Below are 17,876 nucleotides of genomic sequence, written 5' to 3'. Positions count from 1 at the left end.
GCAAGGAGTAAGGCCGCAGGTTTGGTTCCACCATCGACCCAGAAGAGGATTTCGACGTGATCAACAAGCACAACCTTCGCATCAACGTACTCGCCGCCGCCGTGTTGTCGCTGACGACGGGTGCGGGCATGGCCCAGGCCGCCGACCTGAAGGTCAGCGCCCCCCAGCAGGTCCCCGCCGCGCAGCAGCAGGCGACCAACGGCATCATCGTCAAGTACAAGGCCGGCACCAGCGCGGCGAGCACCAGCGCTGCCAAGGTGGCGGTCGTCAATGGTGCGCTGTCGCGTGCCACGTTGTCCGGCAACCGTTCGACCGCCAGCGCGCGCGCTGCCGCGTTCAGCCCGCAGGTCGTGCGCAGGCTTGGCGTGGGTGCCGACCTGATCCGCCTGAAGACCCGCTTGGGCAGCGCCGACCTGGACAAGGTGCTGGCTGAACTGCGCGCCGACCCGGCCGTGCAGTACGCCGTGCCGGATGCACGCATGTATGCCATCGACGCCGGCACCCCGGCGCGCGCCCGTGCCGTCGTGCAGGCCGATGCAACGCCCGCCCTGGTGCCGAACGATCCGTACTACGCGCAGTACCAGTGGCATCTGAACAGCGCCACTGGTGGCATCAATGCACCGGCGGCGTGGGATGTGGCTGCCGGCGAAGGCGTGGTGGTAGCGGTGCTGGACACCGGCATCCTGCCGCAGCACCCGGACTTCGCCAGCGGTGCACTGCTGCCGGGCTACGATTTCATCAGTGACGCCGAAACCTCGCGCCGCCCGACCGATGAGCGCGTCCCCGGTGCGCTGGACATGGGTGACTGGGTCGAGAACGACAACGAATGCTACGACGGCTCGCTGGCCGACGACAGCTCGTGGCACGGCACGCACGTCGCCGGCACGATTGCCGAAGCAACCAACAACGCGCTCGGCATGGCCGGCGTGGCGCACAAGGCCAGCGTGCTGCCGGTGCGCGTGCTGGGCAAGTGCGGTGGCTACCTGTCCGACATCGCCGACGCGATCACCTGGGCATCGGGTGGCACGGTGGCCGGGGTTCCGGCCAACACCACGCCTGCCGACATCATCAACATGAGCCTGGGTGGCGGCTCGGCCTGTGACCCGCTGTACCAGGAAGCGATCAACGGTGCGGTGTCGCGCGGCACCCTCGTGGTGGTGGCAGCCGGCAACTCGGCCTCCAATGCAGCCAACTTCCGTCCGGCCAGCTGCAGCAACGTGATCGCGGTGGGCGCAAGCCGCATCACCGGCGGCATCGCCTCCTATTCCAACTTCGGTACGGTCGTCGACCTGTCCGGACCGGGCGGCGGTGGCGGTGTCGATGGCAATCCGGGTGGCTACGTGTGGCAGGCCGGCTACAACGGCACCACCACCCCGACCTCCGGTGCCTACAGCTACATGGGCATGGCCGGCACCTCGATGGCATCGCCGCATGTCGCCGGCGTGGCCGCCCTGGTCCAGGGCGCGCTGGCCGATGCCGACCGCGATCCGTTGACCCCGGCGGAAATGGAGACGCTGCTGAAGAAGACCGCCCGCGCGTTCCCGGTCACCATCCCGGCCGGCACGCCGATCGGCACCGGCATCGTCGACGCCAAGGCCGCGCTGGATGAAGCCCTGAAGGAGCCGTGCACCGAAAACTGCGCGCCGCCCGCCACGCCGCTGACCAACAAGGTCGCCGTGGCCGGCATCGCCGGTGCCAGTGGCAGCGAGAAGCTTTACAGCTTCGTAGCGGCGGCCGGCAAGCCGGTCAGCTTCGTCACCTACGGCGGCACCGGCAATGTGTCGCTGCACGTGGGCGCGGACACCGGTACTTCGACCGTGGTGTACACCGCCAAGTCGACCCGTGCAGGCAATGCCGAAACCGTGCGCATCACCGCGCCGGTAGCAGGTACGTACTACGTGAAGCTGGCCGGTGACGCGGCGTTCTCCGGTGTCTCGCTGCTCGCCACGCAGTAAGTCATCGTCTTGACGTGGAAGGCCCGCCAGCACGCCTGGCGGGCCTTTTTATTTGACGCAATCGAGATTTTCCCGTGCTGAACGGCTGTGACTGACGGCGAACTGCTAAAGTCTGGACGATTGCAGGCGAGGCATTTCGTGAACGCAGTAGCCGACCAGGTCAACGTGGACACCATCGAAACGTCGCTGATCGACGCGCTGCTGCTGCGCGGGCGCTTGAAGGATGCCGATCTGGTCCGCGCCCGCACCCTGCACGCCGAATCCGGCGGCAGCCTGCTGTCGCTGCTGGTGCGGCTGGGGCTGGTGTCCGAACGCGACCAGGCACAGGTCAGCGCCGAGGTGCTCGGGGTGCCGTTGCTGGACGCGCGACAGATGCCGGAAACACCGCCGCCGTCGCTGGTCGACGCCTTGCCGGTCACCCTGCGCTTCCTCAAACAGTTCCATGTCTGTCCGGTTTCGCTGGATGAACAGGGCCTGCTGCTGTGGCAGGCCGACGTACATGATCCCTATCCCTGCCAGGCGATCAGCCTGGCCATGGGCGTGGCGGTACATCCGCGGGTTGGCCAGCGTGCGGAGATCGACGACCAGATCGAACGCTGGTTCGGCCAGGGCCGCAGTGCCATGGGGGCGATCGTGGAAACCGCCGATGGCGAAGGCGCCGCGGTGGATGACATCGAGCACCTGCGTGATCTTGCCTCCGAAGCGCCGGTGATCCGGCTGGTCAACCTGGTCATCCAGCGTGCGGTGGAGCTGCGCGCCTCGGACATCCACGTGGAGCCCTTCGAAACGCGCCTGAAGGTGCGCTACCGCGTCGACGGCGTGCTGATCGACGGGGAGAGCCCGCCGTCCAACCTTACGGCCGCGGTGATCAGCCGCATCAAGATCATGGCGCGGCTGAACATCGCAGAACGTCGCCTGCCGCAGGACGGACGCATCATGCTGCGCGTGCAGGGCAAGGAGCTGGACCTGCGCGTCAGCACCGTGCCCACCGCGCATGGCGAAAGCGTGGTGATGCGCCTGCTGGACCGCGAAACGGTGGTGTTCGATTTCCAGCGCCTGGGCTTCACCGATGAATTCCTGCCGGCCTTCCGCAAGGTGCTGGAACAACCGCACGGCATCCTGCTCGTCACCGGCCCCACCGGCTCGGGCAAGACCACCACGCTGTACACCGCGCTGAGCCAGCTCAACACCGCCGACGTCAAGATCATCACCGTCGAAGACCCGGTCGAGTACCAGATCGAAGGCATCAACCAGATCCAGGCCAAGCCGCAGATCGGGCTGGATTTCGCCAATGCGCTGCGCAGCATCGTGCGCCAGGATCCGGACATCATCATGATCGGCGAAATGCGCGACCTGGAAACCGCGCGCATCGCGATCCAGTCCGCGCTGACCGGCCACCTGGTGCTGTCCACGCTGCACACCAACAACGCCGCCGGTGGCATCACCCGCCTGCTCGACATGGGCGTGGAGGACTACCTGCTCACCTCCACCATCAACGGCATCCTGGCCCAGCGCCTGGTGCGCCGGCTGGAGCCCACGCATGCCGAACGCTATCCCGCTTCGCCGGAAGAAATCGAACGCTTCGACCTGCGCCGGCTGCAGCCGGAAGGCACCATCCACCTGTACCGTCCGCGGCCATCGACGTTGGCGCCCACCGGTTACCTGGGGCGCACCACGATCGTGGAATTCCTGGTCATGAACGATGAACTGCGGCGCGCGGTGATGCGCCGCGACGGCATGGGCGAGATCGAACGCATCGCCCGCAGTGGCGGCATGCGCACCATGTACGAAGACGGCCTGCTGAAGGCACTGGCCGGGCAGACCACGCTGGAAGAAGTCCTGCGCACCACCGAGGAAAGCTGAGCATGCCGGTGTTCCGTTACAAGGCACTGGATGCGCAGGGCGAAGTGGTGGACGGCCAGATGGAAGCGGCCAGCCAGGCCGAACTGGTGCTCCGCCTGCAGGAGCAGGGCCACCTGCCGATGGAAACCCGGCTGGCCAGCGAAGGCGGGCTGGAGGCGGGGCGCCTGCGTGGCCTGTTCAAGCAGCGCCCGTTCCAGGGCGCCGCGCTGCTGCAGTTCACCCAGCAGCTGTCCACCCTGCTCGGTGCCGGCCAGCCGCTGGACCGGGCCCTGACCATCCTGCTGAGCCTGCCGGAAGACGAACGCTCGCGTCGCGTGGTCAGCGAAATCCGCGATACCGTGCGCGGCGGCGCATCGCTGTCCAGTGCGCTGGAACGCCAGCACGGACTGTTCTCGCGCCTGTACATCAACATGGTGCGCGCCGGTGAAGCCGGCGGCAGCCTGCACGACACGCTGCAGCGCCTGGCCGACTACCTGGAGCGCAGCCGCGCGCTGCAGGGCAGGGTGGTCAATGCACTGATCTACCCGGCGATCCTGCTGGTGGTGGTGGGGGGGGCGCTGTTGTTCCTGCTCGGCTACGTGGTGCCGCAGTTCGCGCAGATGTACGAAAGCCTGGATGTCGCGCTGCCGTGGTTCACCCAGCTGGTGCTGCAGCTGGGCCTGCTGGTGCGCGATGGCTGGATCTTGTTCATCGTGGTGCCGGCGCTGCTGGCCTGGCTGGGCGAACGCAAGGCGCGGCAGCCCGCGTTCCGGCTGGCGCTGGACGGCTGGTTGCTGCAGCGCAAGGGAATCGGTGGCCTGCTCGGCAAGCTGGAAACCGCGCGGCTGGCCCGCACCCTGGGCACCCTGCTGCGCAATGGCGTGCCGCTGCTGGCCGCGCTGGGCATCGCGCGCAACGTGCTGGGCAACCGCGCGCTGGCCGCCGACATCGACCTGGCGGCCGATGAAGTCAAGAACGGCAACGGCCTTTCGGCCGCGCTGGCGCGTGGCAAGCGCTTCCCCCGCCTGGCGCTGCAGATGATCCAGGTCGGCGAGGAATCCGGCGCACTGGATACCATGCTGCTGAAGACCGCCGACACCTTCGAGCAGGAAACCGCACGCAGCATCGACCGCATGTTGTCGGCGATGGTGCCGGCGATCACCCTGGTGCTGGCATCGGTGGTGGGGCTGGTGATCATCGCCGTGCTGGTACCGATGTACGACCTGACCAATGCAATTGGCTGACCCTGTTTTCCCCGTGGAAAGGAACCCCTGACGATGCGACACCGTCCCCTGAAAGCTTTCACCTCCGCTCGCCGGCAGTCGGGCATGAGCCTGCTGGAAATCATCATCGTCATCGTGCTGATCGGCGCGGTGCTCACCCTGGTGGCCAGCCGCGTGCTGGGTGGCGCCGACCGCGGCAAGGCCAACCTGGCCAAGGCCAAGGTGGAGACCATCGCCAGCAAGATCGAAAACTACCGCCTGGATACCAACCGCCTGCCGGGCAAGCTGGATGAACTGGTAACCGCTCCCAGTGGCGTCAATGGATGGATGGGACCGTATGCCAAGGCGTCGGACCTGGACGATCCGTGGGGCCGGCCGCTGGAATACCGCGCCCCGGGCGAAAGCCAGGATTACGACCTGATCAGCCTGGGCAAGGACGGCAAGCCGGGTGGCACCAGTTTCGATGCGGACATCCGCTACGAGCAGTGATGCAGCAACAGGGCCGTCCATGTCCGGGCTGAACCACCAGCGCAGGTCGCCGCGGCGCACGCGGCAGCTGCGCGTGGGCGGCATGTCACTGTTGGAGATGCTGCTGGTCATCGCGCTGATCGCGCTGGTCGGGCTGGTCACCGGTGGCATGTTCGCGCGTGGCATGGCCGGTGCGCAGCTGCGCAACGCCGGCAAGGAACTGGCCAGCCAGCTGCGCCTTGCGCGGGCCGAAGCGGTCGCGCGGGGATCGGTGCAGCGCTTCGTCATCGAACCGCGTGCGCGCCGCTGGGAAGGCGCGGGCGGACGCAGTGGCACGTTGCCCGAGTCATTGCAGGTGAGCTTCGAAGGGGCCGCGCAGCTGCAGCAGGGAGCGGGACGTGGCGCCATTGAATTCCATCCCGATGGCGGCTCCAGTGGCGGTCGCATCGTGATCCAGCGCGGGGATGCCCGATGGCGCATCGATGTGGGCTGGCTGACCGGCGAAGTCCGCTCCGGTCCGGATGCAGTGCAATGACGCGGTCCCGGTCGGGGCTGCGGGGGGGCCGCCATGCGCGCGGCTTCACCCTGCTGGAGGTGCTGGTGGCATTTGCATTGCTGGCCATCGCACTGACCCTGCTGCTGGGCACCTTGTCCGGTGCCGCGCGGCAGGTGGGGCAGGCCGACGCCCGCACCCGGGCGGTCCTGCATGCACAGTCGCTGTTGACCGGCGTGGGAATCGAATCGCCATTGCAGGAAGGCCGGCAGCAGGGACGCTGGGAGCAGGGACGCTACCAGTGGCAACTGCAGGTGCGTCCGTACGTGGAACCGCGTGCGGCGCCGGCGACCGCCGCGGGGTCCGAGGCCGTTGCCGGCCCGCGCCTGGTCGAGCTGGAACTGCAGGTGCGATGGACCCAGCCGCGCGCCGGTGAGCTGCGCTGGCGCACGCTGCGCCTGCTGCCGCCGACGCTGGAGGCAAGCCCATGAAGCCGCGCGCGGCAGGCTTTACCCTGATCGAAGTGCTGCTGGCCACCGCCCTGCTGGCGGCCGGGCTGGCGTTGGCCTTCGTGACCGTGCGTTCGGCGATGACGATCAGCCAGCGCGGCGAGACGATGGCCGCCGACAACGAACGCATGCGGGCCGTTCAGGGGCTGCTGCGGCGGCAGCTGGGCCAGGCCCTGCGCAGCCGCATCGAGCCGGCCGACCCGGCGCGCGAGCCGCTGTATTTCATCGGCGAAGCACAGCGCCTGCGCTTCGTTTCCGAGGTTCCGGGGTACCTGGGACGCGGCGGTTCCTACGTGCATGACCTGCAGGTCGTGCGCAGCGGGCAGGGCGTTCGCCTGCAGTTGGGGCTGGTGATGGTGCAGGGAGGCGTGCAGATCCAGGAACGTCCTCCGCGCGCGCCGGAGCTGCTGGCCGATGGCCTGCGCCAGGTGACGCTGCGTTACCGTGGCATGGACGAGACCACTGGCGCGATGGGCGATTGGATGGACGCCTGGCCCGATACCCGGCGCCCACCGGTGCTGGTAGCGGTGCAGGTGCAGCCGCTGCGCGGCCCAGCGTGGCCGGAGCTGCGCGTGGCGATTGAAAACGCCGGCCAGGAGCAGCCGCGATGACCCCGACGCGTTCGCACATGCAGCGGGGCGCGGCGCTGGTGCTGGTGCTGTGGCTGATCGCCTTGCTCACCGCGCTGGTCGGCGCCTTCGCCCTTTCCGCGCGGATCGAACAACTGCAGCAGCGTGTGCAGGACGACACCGCCCGTGCGCAGGAAATCGGCCACGCAGGGGTGGCCTATGCAATGTCGCGGCTGCGCGCCGATCCCGCGCGGCCACCGTGGCAGCCTGATGGCCGGCTGTACCGCTGGCAGTACGACGGCGCGAAGGTGGATATCCGCATCGAGGACGAAAGCGGCAAGATCAACCTCAACCTGGCCGACCCGGCCCTGCTGGAGGGCTTCCTGCGGGCGCTGGAGGTGCCCCAGGCGCAGGCCACGCAGCTGGCCGGCGCCATCATCGACTGGCGTGATGGCGATGACCTGAGTCCTGCCGGAGGAGGTGCCGAGCTGCCCGACTATGTCGCCGCCGGCCTGCCGTATGGCCCGCGCAACGCGCGTTTCGAAACGTTGGGGGAGCTGCAGCGGGTGCTGGGCATGACCCCTGCGCTGTACCTGCAGATGCGCCCGATGCTGACCCTGCACGGCCGCCAGGCGCGCCCGGACGCGCGTTTCGCCCGCGCGCCGGTGCTGACCGCACTGGGCCTGGATGCGGCGCTGGTACTGGCCCAGCGCGAACAGGAATGGAGCGGTGCCGACGATCCTTCGCGTCCGGCCTCTATTGCCACCGGCAGCGGCACCTATAGTATCGACTGTCGGGTCACGGACGACCGGGGGCGCATCGCCACCAGCCGGGCAGTGGTGCGCAATGCCCGGAACGTGGCGATGGGACGGGCTTACACAGTGCTTGAATGGGAGCAGGGAATGGCGTCGCAATGACAGCATGGCAGCAAGGATTCAGGCAGGTCACCGCGCAGATCGCGCCGCGTGCCGGCCATTTCCTGCGGTGGTGGCGCAGCTCGCTGCTGGCCTGGTTGCCCGAGCGCTGGCAGTGGGCACTGGGCTGGGCGCCTGCCCGCCTGTTGCTGCTGCAGCAGGGTGACCAGCTGCATCTGGAACGCGAAATCGGCAGCCAGCGCCTGCGCGTGGCCAGCCTGGCCTGGCCCTGCCAGGCGACGGCGCTGGCGGCCGCGCTGCCCCCGCGCCTGCAGCGGTTGCCGCGCTACTGGCTGCTGGATGGCGCACAGGTGCTGCGTCGCACGCTGCGCGTTCCCACTGCCGCAGCGGGTCGCCTGCTGGACGTGATGGGCTTCGAGATCGATCGGCAGACACCCTTCACCGCCGACCAGGTGACCCATGACGTACGCCTGCTCGGCGATGCCGGCACCGGCCAGCTGGACGTTGAACTGGTGGTGCTGCCGCGGGTGCGCCTGGAGCAGTGGCAGCAGGCCGTGGGCAGCTGGGCCGATGCGGTCAGCGGCATCGACGTGATCGATCCCGCCGGCAACCCGCTGCAGGTGAATCTGCTACCGCCACTGCTGCGCCGGCACATGCGCAACCCCCAGCTGCGTCTGGAACTGCTGATGGCGGTCGCAGCGGCGGTGATGCTGCTGCTGGCGGGCAGCCAGCTGCTGAACAACCGCGAACAGGCGGCCGACACGCTGCGTGCGGACGTGGAGCGCAGTGCGCGCAACGCGCGTGGCGTTGCCGATGAACGCGCACGGCTGCAGGCGCTGGTGGATGGAGCGCGCTTCCTGGACGGTGAGCGCGCGAAGCGACCGACGATGCTGGCGGTGTGGACTGAACTGAGCGGAAAGCTGCCTGACGGCAGCTTCCTGGAGAAGATCGGCGTGGAAGGCCAGCAGCTCCAGTTGATCGGCCTGAGCCGCGAGGCCAACCAGCTGGTGCCGCTGCTGCAGGCATCACCGTTGTGGCAACGGGTGAACCTGACCGGCGTGCTGCAGGCTGATGGAACGGCAGGCGGACGTGACCGCTTCACCTTGACTGCCGAGCTGCGTGCTGCCGCTCCCGCCGCTGCTGCCATGACGAAAGAGGGAGCGGCCGATGCCGATGCAGCCGACACCCCGTGACCGCTGGCTGGCGCTGGCCCTGCTGCTGGCCGTGCTGGCACTGGTCTACCTGTTGCTGGTGCACCCCTTCTTTACCGTGCCGTGGCGTGCGATCGACCAGGACATCAGCGCACTGCAGCAGCGCCAGCACCGCGTGCAGGTGCAGATCGACCAGCGACCGGAAGTGAGCGCACGCCTGCAGCAGGTGCAGCAGGCGCTGCGCGAGCGGCCCGGATTCCTGCCCGAAGCCACCGCCGAAGCGGCTGCGGCCGCGTTGTCTTCACGCGTGCAGGACGTCGTGCTGTCTGCCAGCCCGGGCAACCGCGGCTGCGTGGTCAGCAACCGCACGCCCATGCCGGACAACCGCAGCGAGGCCAGCTATACCCGGGTCGCCCTGCAGGTGCGGCTGCGCTGCGGCGTGGACGAAACCGCCAGCGTGCTGCATGCCCTGGAAACCGGAAACCCGCGGTTGTTCGTGGAAAACCTCAACATGCTCGCGCAGCGCTTCCAGCAGTCCACCGATGAAGCCGGCACCGGCCTGGATGTATCGTTCGAGTTGATCGGCTATCTGCAGCCCGGAAGCGTCGATCCCGGTGCGGCAGCCGCCGCAGGCGCGGCCACCGCCGACGGCGATGGCGAAACCGCCATGGCAGAGAGCGCCCCGGTGGCGGATCCGGCCCCGGCCAGCGGGCAGGACGATGCCACCCGCGTCCCGCCCGCCGATGCGGAGCAGATCGATGCAGAGTGAGCGCTTCAGCCTGCGTGGAGCGATCCTGCTCGGGCTTGCCCTGCTGGCCGCCGCCGCGTGGTTGGCGACGGTGCTCGGTGTGGGCACCCACATCCGTGGCGAGGACAACAGCGAGGTGGCCGCGCCGCGCCTGCCGATGCTTGCCGATGTCGTGGCGGATCCGATGCTGGCGCCGTCCAGCTTCAGCGCCATCACCGAACGCCCGGTGTTTGCCGAAGACCGCCGTCCGCACCCGTTCCGCTTGGGCGGGCAACCGCAGGCAACGCCGGGCGGGGCACTGCGCTTGACCGGCGTACTGCTCAGCGGCAGCTTCGGTATGGCCACGTTGTCCGGTGACAACAACCGCTCGTTGCGCCTGCGCCTGAATGGCGAAGCGCTGGAAGGCTGGCAGCTGCTGGCGCTGGAGCCGCGCCGCGCCACCGTGCTCGGGCCTGACGGTGCGCAGGTGCTGGAACTGGCGGTATTCGACGGTCAGGGCGGGCAACCCCCCACCCAGCTTCGCAATCCGGGTGCCACCGGTCCGATCCGGCCGCTCGCCGCCGCACCGTCGGTGTCCGCCGCCAGCGCGCGCGCAGGCCAGGCCACGCCGGCAGCCCTCCCTGCCGGCGCTACACCCGCGCCGGCCACCCAGGAAGGGCCTGCCAACCAGGGCCCGAGCGAAGAGCAGATGCGTGCCATCCGCGAACGCATCCGTGCCCGTCGCGAACAGCTGCAGCAGCAACAGCAACGCCAGTCGACGCCGCCCCCCGGCGGCGCTGCCAACCCTTAGAGTGAAAGCATGAACCTGCGTTACCTTTCCTGCTCGTTCGCCCTCGCCCTGCTGGCCGGGTGCACCACGGTGCCGACCCCGGACGTGCGCCGCACGGCGCGCTTTGACAGCGGCACCAGCGTGCCCGCCAACGATCCTGCACTGGCCGCCGAGGACGGCGCGCCGAAGGCGGTGATCCGGCGCGGCACCGGCACCATGATCAACCGCAGTGCCGCATCCGCCCCGTCGCCCGCGCTGGCGCAGGCGAGCAGCGGCGATGCCACGTTCAACTTCGAAGGCGAGTCGCTGCACGCGGTGGTCAAGGCGATCCTGGGCGACCTGCTGGGGCAGAACTACGTCATCGCGCCGGGCGTGCAGGGCACGGTCACCCTGGCCACGCCCAAGCCGGTGTCCGGTGCGCAGGCACTGAACCTGCTGGAGATGGTGCTGGGCTGGAACAACGCCCGCATGGTCTACAGCGGCGGTCGCTACAACATCGTCGCCGCCGACCAGGCCCTGGCCGGCACGGTGGCGCCGAGCACTGCCCCGGCCGCCAACGCGCGCGGGTTCGAAGTCCGCGTGGTGCCGCTGCAGTACATCTCCGCCACGGAGATGAAGAAGGTGCTGGAGCCGTATGCGCGACCCAACGCCATCGTCAACGTCGACAGCGGGCGCAATGTGATCACCCTCGGCGGCACCCGCGCGGAACTGGAAAACTACCTGCGCACTGTGCAGATCTTCGATGTCGACTGGCTGTCGGGCATGTCCGTCGGCGTGTTCCCGATCAGCTCGGGCAAGGCCGAACAGGTCGCCGCCGACCTGGAAAAGATCTTCGGCAAGGACAGTGAAACGCCCAGTGCCGGCATGCTGCGCTTCCTGCCGCTGGAGAACGCCAATGCGGTGCTGGTGATCACCCCGCAGGTGCGTTACCTGGACCAGATCCAGCAGTGGTTGGACCGTATCGACACCGCCGGCGGTGCGCCGCGGCTGTTCTCCTACGAACTGCGTTACGTCAAGGCGCGCGATCTGGCCGAGCGGCTGGCCGAAGCCTTCGGCAGCAGCGGCGGTGGCCGTGGCGGCGACAGCGGCGCGTCACTGGCACCGGGTGCCGCCAGCTCGCGGATCGACGGTGGCGAAAGCCGCGCGCAGGACGCCGGCCTGGACAGCAGTGCGCTGGGCAGCTCCGGCAGCGGCGGTGGCCAGGGCGGACCTTCGATGAACCTGCCGCAGCGCCAGTCAGGCAATGCCAGCGTCACCCTGGAGGTCGGCGGTGACACCGTCGGCGTGTCCGCCGTGGAGGAAACCAACACCCTGCTGGTACGGTCCACGCCGCAGGCCTGGCATTCCATCCGCGAGGTAGTGGAAAAGCTGGACGTGATGCCGATGCAGGTGCACATCGAAGCCCAGGTCGCCGAGGTCAGGCTGACCGGTGACTTGAGCTATGGCGTGAACTGGTTCTTCGAAAACTCGCTGACGCGCGGAAGCGACGACGCGTCCGCTGCCAGCCTGATCGGACCCGGACTGGGTCTGGACGCCAACCTGCGCCCTTCAGGTGGATGGCAATCCCTGTTCGGCGTGGTGACAGGCAACGGCGCGTCATGGACCATCGCGCGCAACAATGCCGCCGCCGTGGTGACCGCACTGGACAAAGTATCCGATGTCCGGCTGCTGCAGACGCCCTCCATCTTCGTGCGCAACAATGCCGAAGCGACCCTCAACGTGGGTGAGCGCGTGCCGATCACCAGCACCTCGTTCAACAGCGGCGTGGGCGGTGGCACCTACGGCCAGGTCCAGTACATCGATACCGGCGTGATCTTGAAGGTGCGGCCACGCGTGACCCGCGATGGCACCGTTTTCATGGATATCGTGCAGGAGGTGAGCAACGCCGAGCAGGTCGCCAGCAACTGCAACCAGGCCAGCGGCGGCTGCAACCCGCGCATCACCACGCGCAAGCTGGCCACCGAAGCGGCGGTGCAGAGCGGCGACACGATCATGCTGGCCGGGCTGACCACCGACTCCGGCACCGACAGCAGCAACGGTATCCCGGGCCTGAGCCGCATTCCGGTGATCGGTGCATTGTTCGGTACCAAGGGCCGCAACAGCGGACGTTCGGAAGTGATCGTGCTGCTGACCCCGACGATCGTGCGCAACGGCCAGGAATCGCGCAACCTGACCGACGAATACAGCCGGCGCTTCCGCGCGATGGAACCGATCAACACCCCGCGCCAGAAGTAATCGGCGACGAGGGCAGTCGCATTGCGGCCGCCCTGCTTGCTACGCTGGCGGCACACGGCCGTGGCACCCGCCCGCCGTGCATCCACCAGCGGAGGCGGGATGGGGGCGATCGTGTTGTTGCCGTTGGGCGTGGATGATTCGTCGCTGGACCGTTGCCTGGCGGCACTGGATGCCGGCACCGCAGCCGGCACGGCGGTGTGGCTGGCCGATGATGCCCAGGCCGGCCCGCGCGCGCAGGCGGTGGTGCAGCACTGGCTGGCGCACACGCCGCTGCAGGCCGAGTACACACGCCGCGCGCGGCCCTTGGGCGAAGTCGCCCATCTGGATGAAATGCTGCGCGCCTGCGCGGGCCTGGATGTTGCGGTGCTGGCGCCGGACAGCGTGCCCGGAGTGGGCTGGCTGGATCAGCTTCAGGCCTGCTTCGCACGCGATGCCTCGATCGCCACGGCCACGCCGTGGTGCAATGCGGGGGAGACCATTGCATGGCCGCGGATGGGCGAGGTCAATCCAGTGCCGGAGGCACCTGCTGCGCTCTCGCAGGCCTGCGCCGGCATGCCGCCGGAACATCCGGAACTGCCTTCGGCGGTGACCCACGCGGTGCTGGTGCGGGGCACCGCCCGGCAACGTGCCGGTGGCCTGGACGCCGACAGCTATGGCGGCTGGAGCGCGGCGCTGATCGACCTGGGCCTGCGCATGGCCGGCCTCGGCTGGCGCAACGTACTGTGCGAGACCGCGTTCGTGGCACGGGCCGACGAGGGCCGGCATGCGCCGGGTGACCTGGAGGCGCTGGCCAGTCGCTGGCCGGCGTGGACGCCACGGCTGGCTGATTTCCTGATGCACGATCCGCTGCGTGCCGCACGTGAGGACCTGCAGCTTCGCTACCAGCGCGCGATAATGCCCAAGGCGCAGGGCGATCTGTTCGGCGTCGCATCGCCGCTGCAGGAGCCGCACGCTTGAACCTCGCCATCGTCGCCGTCGTCGTCACCTACCAGAGCAGCAGCACCATCGAGGACTGCCTGCAGCGCCTGCGCGACGCGCGCGGCATCGCCGAGATCCGCGTGGTGGACAACGGCTCGGTGGACGACACCGTGGACATCCTGCAGCGCCATGCCAGCCATGATCCGCGCGTGCGCTTCATCGCCAACCCGGACAACCCCGGCTTCGCTGCGGCCAACAACCAGGGCGTTGCCGATTCCAGCAGCCCCTGGCTGGCCTTCATCAACCCTGACGTGATGGTGGGAGCGGATACCCTGGCGGTGCTGTGCGAGCGTGCGCAGCCGCTGGGCGATTGCCTGCTGGGGGTCGAGCAGGTGGATGAGCACGGCCGCGCGGATGATGCGGTGCGTCGGCGTGATCCGGATTTCCTGGCGATGCTGCGTTCGCCGGGCAGCGGGTCGAAGCTCGCCCTTGCGCGTGATCCGGACGTGGCGATGCAGTACGTGCCGGCGATTTCCGGTGCGGTGATGCTGATGCCGCGCGCGCTGTTCGACCGCATCGGCGGCTGGGATGCCGGCTACCGGCTGCACGCTGAAGACCTCGACCTGTGCCGTCGCGTGCGCGGCGCCGGTGGCGTGGTGGCCATTGCCAACGACCTGCAGGTGCTGCACGTACGCGGGGTGTCCAGCCGCTCGCGGCCGTTCTTCGTGGAATGGCACAAGCATCGTGGGCTGTGGCGGTATTTCCAGCGCTTCGAGGCACGGCAGCGCAGCCTGCCGGTGCGGGTGGCGGTGTGGGGGGCGATCTGGGCGCATGCACTGCTGCAGGTGCCGAGGCTGCTGCGAGCGGCGTAGCCCCTCGTGGCTGGCGTCTGGTTCTGGCTGCTGGTTTGGCGCCGGGTGGGTGGGTCATGCAGGACACGCCGTGAATCCGTCCATGGAGGCTCGCTGTTCGCATCCATGCGAACAGACGGTCCTGCATGACCCACCCACCCGGCGCCCTGACAGGTTCCGTGCGCCGCCAGCCACGTAAAAAAATGAAAAAAAAGCGGTAGCGCCGACCCATGGTCGGCGGCATCCATCAGACCCCCCTTACCCCCCTTCCGCCGACCATGGGTATGCCGGTCGTCCTGACCAGCACCCTGCGGGCCATCGCAAGCGATGTTGGCAGCGGCTCCTGCCTCTGCCTTCGGCGCTACCGAAGATTCCAAGGCCACCAGGGACCCGTCGAAGGTGGGGCGGGGTGGGTTGGCGGGGGCGTTGAGCGCCATGGATGGCGCGAATCGAGGCCCGCATGGACGCAGTCTTTGCCGTCCCCCGCAAACCCACCCCGCCCCGCCAATCCGCCAGCCCTGCAGCCGTTGCCGTTGCCGTCGCTCTCGCCGTTGCTCCGGCTTGAAGAAGCGGGCGCCGGGCCGCAGGCCCGGCAACAACCCCCGCACGCGGCGCATAATGGCGGCATGATCATCCAATCCCTGCTCGACACCGACCTGTACAAATTCACCATGATGCAGGCGGTGCTGCACCAGTACCCCGGCGCCACGGTGCAGTACCGGTTCAAGTGCCGTACCCCGGGCATCGACCTTGCGCAGTTCATCGATCAGATCGACGCGGAGATCGACCACCTGTGCAGCCTGCGCTTCAACAGCGAAGAACTGGATTACATGCGCGGCCTGCGCTTCGTGAAGCCCGACTTCGCCGACTTCCTCGGCCTGTTCCACCTGGACCGCAAGTACATCACCCTGCGTGCCTCGGACAGCGTGCCCGGCGAGATCGAGCTGGACATCACCGGGCCGTGGCTGCACACGATCATGTTCGAAGTGCCGCTGCTGGCGATCATCAACGAGGTCTGGTTCCGCAACACCACCACCGCCGACATCGCCGAAGGCGAACGACGGCTGCAGGCCAAGGCGGCGCTGCTGCGTGACACCCCCGGTTTCGAGCAGTGCCGGGTCGCCGACTACGGCACGCGCCGGCGCTACTCGCGTGATTGGCATGCACGTCTGTTGCCGCTGCTGCGTGACGCGCTGGGCGCGCAGCTTGTAGGTACAAGCAACGTGCATTTCGCCCGGCTGTACGGCATGACCCCGCACGGCACGATGGCCCACGAGTACCTGCAGGCCTTCCAGGCGATCGGTCCGCGCCTGCGCGATTCGCAGGTGGCCGCACTGGAATCGTGGGCACGCGAATACCGCGGCGACCTCGGCATCGCGCTGTCCGACGTGGTCGGCCTGGATGCGTTCCTGCGCGATTTCGACATGTATTTCTGCAAGCTGTTCGACGGCGTGCGGCATGACTCCGGCGACCCCTTCGACTGGGGCGACCGCATGCTGGCCCACTTCCAGCAGCGCCGCGTCGATCCCCGCAGCAAGGTGCTGGTGTTCAGTGACGGGCTGGATATCGAAAAGGTCATGCGCCTGTTCGATTACTTCCGCGGCCGCTGCCAGGTGGCCTTCGGCGTTGGCACGCACTTGACCAACGATCTCGGCCCGACGCCGTTGAACATCGTGATCAAGATGGTCCGCTGCAACGGACAGCCGGTGGCCAAGCTGAGTGATTCACCGGGCAAGAGCATGTGCGACGATCCCGGTTACCTGGCCTACCTGCGCCAGGTTTTCGAGTTGCCGCCGGGCGTCTGATCCGCCGCGCCTACCGCTGCGCTCGCCGAGCATGGCTCGGCGCTACCAACAGTCGGCGCGCGTGGCGCGACGTCACCCATGGCTTCGGCAGCGCCGCGCCATGCTCGGCGAGCGTTGCGGCAGCGCGGTCACTCCAGCGCGAAGCGCAGCACGAACAATCCGGCCACCAGCCATACCGCCGGGTGGACCTCGCGCCAGCGCCCGGTGCCGGCCTTCAGCGCTGCGTAGGCGATGAAGCCGAACGCCAGGCCATTGGCGATGGAATAGGTGAACGGCATCGCCAGCGCGCACAACGCCGCCGGGACCGACTCGGTCAGGTCGTTCCACTCCACTTCCACCAGTTCACGCAGCATCAGGCCGGCCACGAACAGCAGCGCCGGGGCCGTTGCATAGCCGGGCACCATCGCGGCAAGCGGTGAGAACAGCAACGCCGCCAGGAACAGCGCGGCGACCACCAGCGCGGTCAGTCCAGTGCGCCCCCCCACCTGCACGCCGGAAGCGCTTTCGGCAAAGGCGGTGGTGCTGCTCGTGCCCAGCAGCGAGCCGGCGACGATCGCCGTGCTGTCGGCCAGCAGTGCGCGGCCGAAGCGCTTCTGCGCGCCGGGCACTTTCAGCAGGCCGGCCCGGCCCACCACGCCGTACAGCGTGCCGGTGGCATCGAAGACCTCCACCAGCACGAACACCAGCACCACCTGCAGCAGCACCGCCAGCGGCGCGCCACCGTCATGGTGCAGCAGGCCAGGCAGGTCCAGCTGCAGGAACGTGGGGGCCAGGCTCGGGGGCAGCGACACCAGCCCCTGGTACTGCACGCTGCCGAGCAGCCAGCCGGCGCCGGTGACCGCCAGGATGCCGATCAGGATGGCACCACGCACGCGGCGCGCCTCCAGCACGGCGATCAGCAGGAAGCCGGCCAGGGCCAGCAGCGGCGGGGCGGTAGTGAGCGGCCCCAGCGCCACCAGGGTGTCTTCGTTACCGACGATCACACCGGATTTCTGCAGCGCGATGATCGCCAGGAACAGCCCGATGCCGGCCACGATCGCCGAGCGCAGCGAAGCCGGGATGCCGGCCACCAGCCAGGCGCGCACACCGGTCAGCGACAGCACCAGGAACACCAGCCCGGAAATGAACACCGCCGCCAGCGCCTGCTGCCACGGCAGGCCGGCCGCGCCGACCACGGTGAAGGCAAAGAACGCATTCAGCCCCATGCCGGGCGCCATGCCGACCGGGAAGTTGGCGGCAAAGGCCATCACCAGCGAACCCAGCGCGGCGGCCAGGCAGGTAGCCACGAACACCGCGCCGGCATCCATGCCGGTGGTGGACAGGATGTCCGGGTTGACGAAGACGATGTAGGACATCGTCAGGAAGGTGGTCAGGCCGGCCAGCAGTTCGGTGCGCACGGTGGTGCCGTGCTGCTGCAGCTGGAACAGGCGTTCGAAGAGGGCCATGGGAGTCTCGTGACGATCAG

Annotated in this window: 16 protein-coding genes; 15 read left to right on the top strand and 1 reads right to left on the bottom strand. The window is 68.5% G+C overall.

From position 1 onward, the window contains the following. Window positions 1–56: 56 nt before the first annotated feature. From QE373_RS15680 to pncB, 15 genes are all read left to right on the top strand, one after another. Window positions 57–1,955, top strand: coding sequence for a S8 family serine peptidase (locus tag QE373_RS15680; protein ID WP_309688234.1), 1,899 nt, complete (start codon window positions 57–59; stop codon window positions 1,953–1,955). A 138-nt stretch (window positions 1,956–2,093) separates the two neighbouring features. Continuing rightward, window positions 2,094–3,818, top strand: a complete 1,725-nt coding sequence (gspE, locus tag QE373_RS15675; RefSeq protein WP_309688231.1) for a type II secretion system ATPase GspE — start codon at window positions 2,094–2,096, stop codon at window positions 3,816–3,818. Window positions 3,819–3,820: 2 nt separating this feature from the next. Next, the gene (locus QE373_RS15670) at window positions 3,821–5,041 is read left to right on the top strand and encodes a type II secretion system F family protein (RefSeq protein ID WP_309688228.1); all 1,221 of its coding nucleotides are present in this window, start codon (window positions 3,821–3,823) and stop codon (window positions 5,039–5,041) included. Between the two features lie 33 nt (window positions 5,042–5,074). After that, window positions 5,075–5,509, top strand: coding sequence for a type II secretion system major pseudopilin GspG (gspG, locus tag QE373_RS15665; protein ID WP_309688225.1), 435 nt, complete (start codon window positions 5,075–5,077; stop codon window positions 5,507–5,509). Window positions 5,510–5,528: 19 nt separating this feature from the next. Next, window positions 5,529–6,023: a GspH/FimT family pseudopilin gene (locus QE373_RS15660; protein ID WP_057508339.1), complete on the top strand. Its 495-nt coding sequence runs from the start codon at window positions 5,529–5,531 to the stop codon at window positions 6,021–6,023. Continuing rightward, the gene (locus QE373_RS15655) at window positions 6,020–6,472 is read left to right on the top strand and encodes a prepilin-type N-terminal cleavage/methylation domain-containing protein (RefSeq protein ID WP_309688219.1); all 453 of its coding nucleotides are present in this window, start codon (window positions 6,020–6,022) and stop codon (window positions 6,470–6,472) included. The genes QE373_RS15660 and QE373_RS15655 overlap by 4 nt, the downstream gene beginning before the upstream one ends. Next, a complete protein-coding gene (locus QE373_RS15650; protein ID WP_309688216.1) occupies window positions 6,469–7,101 on the top strand; it encodes a prepilin-type N-terminal cleavage/methylation domain-containing protein in 633 nt (210 codons plus the stop codon). Before QE373_RS15655 ends, QE373_RS15650 begins: the two co-directional genes overlap by 4 nt. Continuing rightward, window positions 7,098–7,976 (top strand): type II secretion system protein GspK, encoded by an 879-nt coding sequence (locus tag QE373_RS15645; RefSeq protein ID WP_309688214.1) that lies wholly within the window; start codon window positions 7,098–7,100, stop codon window positions 7,974–7,976. Before QE373_RS15650 ends, QE373_RS15645 begins: the two co-directional genes overlap by 4 nt. After that, entirely contained in the window at window positions 7,973–9,127 is a 1,155-nt protein-coding gene (locus tag QE373_RS15640) for a PilN domain-containing protein (RefSeq protein ID WP_309688210.1), read from the top strand. The genes QE373_RS15645 and QE373_RS15640 overlap by 4 nt, the downstream gene beginning before the upstream one ends. Beyond that, a complete protein-coding gene (gene gspM / locus QE373_RS15635) occupies window positions 9,102–9,854 on the top strand; it encodes a type II secretion system protein GspM (protein ID WP_309688207.1) in 753 nt (250 codons plus the stop codon). The genes QE373_RS15640 and gspM overlap by 26 nt, the downstream gene beginning before the upstream one ends. Continuing rightward, window positions 9,844–10,623: a hypothetical protein gene (locus QE373_RS15630; protein ID WP_309688204.1), complete on the top strand. Its 780-nt coding sequence runs from the start codon at window positions 9,844–9,846 to the stop codon at window positions 10,621–10,623. The genes gspM and QE373_RS15630 overlap by 11 nt, the downstream gene beginning before the upstream one ends. A gap of 9 nt (window positions 10,624–10,632) precedes the next feature. Then, entirely contained in the window at window positions 10,633–12,837 is a 2,205-nt protein-coding gene (gene gspD / locus QE373_RS15625) for a type II secretion system secretin GspD (protein WP_309688201.1), read from the top strand. Window positions 12,838–12,936: 99 nt separating this feature from the next. Further along, entirely contained in the window at window positions 12,937–13,794 is an 858-nt protein-coding gene (locus QE373_RS15620; protein WP_309689861.1) for a glycosyltransferase, read from the top strand. Next, window positions 13,791–14,627, top strand: a complete 837-nt coding sequence (locus tag QE373_RS15615; protein ID WP_309688199.1) for a glycosyltransferase family 2 protein — start codon at window positions 13,791–13,793, stop codon at window positions 14,625–14,627. Before QE373_RS15620 ends, QE373_RS15615 begins: the two co-directional genes overlap by 4 nt. A gap of 605 nt (window positions 14,628–15,232) precedes the next feature. Further along, window positions 15,233–16,411 (top strand): nicotinate phosphoribosyltransferase, encoded by a 1,179-nt coding sequence (gene pncB, locus QE373_RS15610; protein WP_309688198.1) that lies wholly within the window; start codon window positions 15,233–15,235, stop codon window positions 16,409–16,411. A gap of 128 nt (window positions 16,412–16,539) precedes the next feature. Here the strand turns inward: pncB and QE373_RS15605 are convergent, their stop codons facing one another. Next, window positions 16,540–17,856 (bottom strand): NCS2 family permease, encoded by a 1,317-nt coding sequence (locus tag QE373_RS15605; protein ID WP_309688196.1) that lies wholly within the window; start codon window positions 17,854–17,856, stop codon window positions 16,540–16,542. Window positions 17,857–17,876: the final 20 nt, after the last annotated feature.

The sequence above is a fragment of the Stenotrophomonas sp. SORGH_AS_0321 genome, assembly GCF_031453215.1.
In the GTDB taxonomy this organism is placed as follows: Bacteria; Pseudomonadota; Gammaproteobacteria; order Xanthomonadales; family Xanthomonadaceae; genus Stenotrophomonas; species Stenotrophomonas chelatiphaga.
This window is presented reverse-complemented; position numbering and strand designations above follow the sequence as displayed.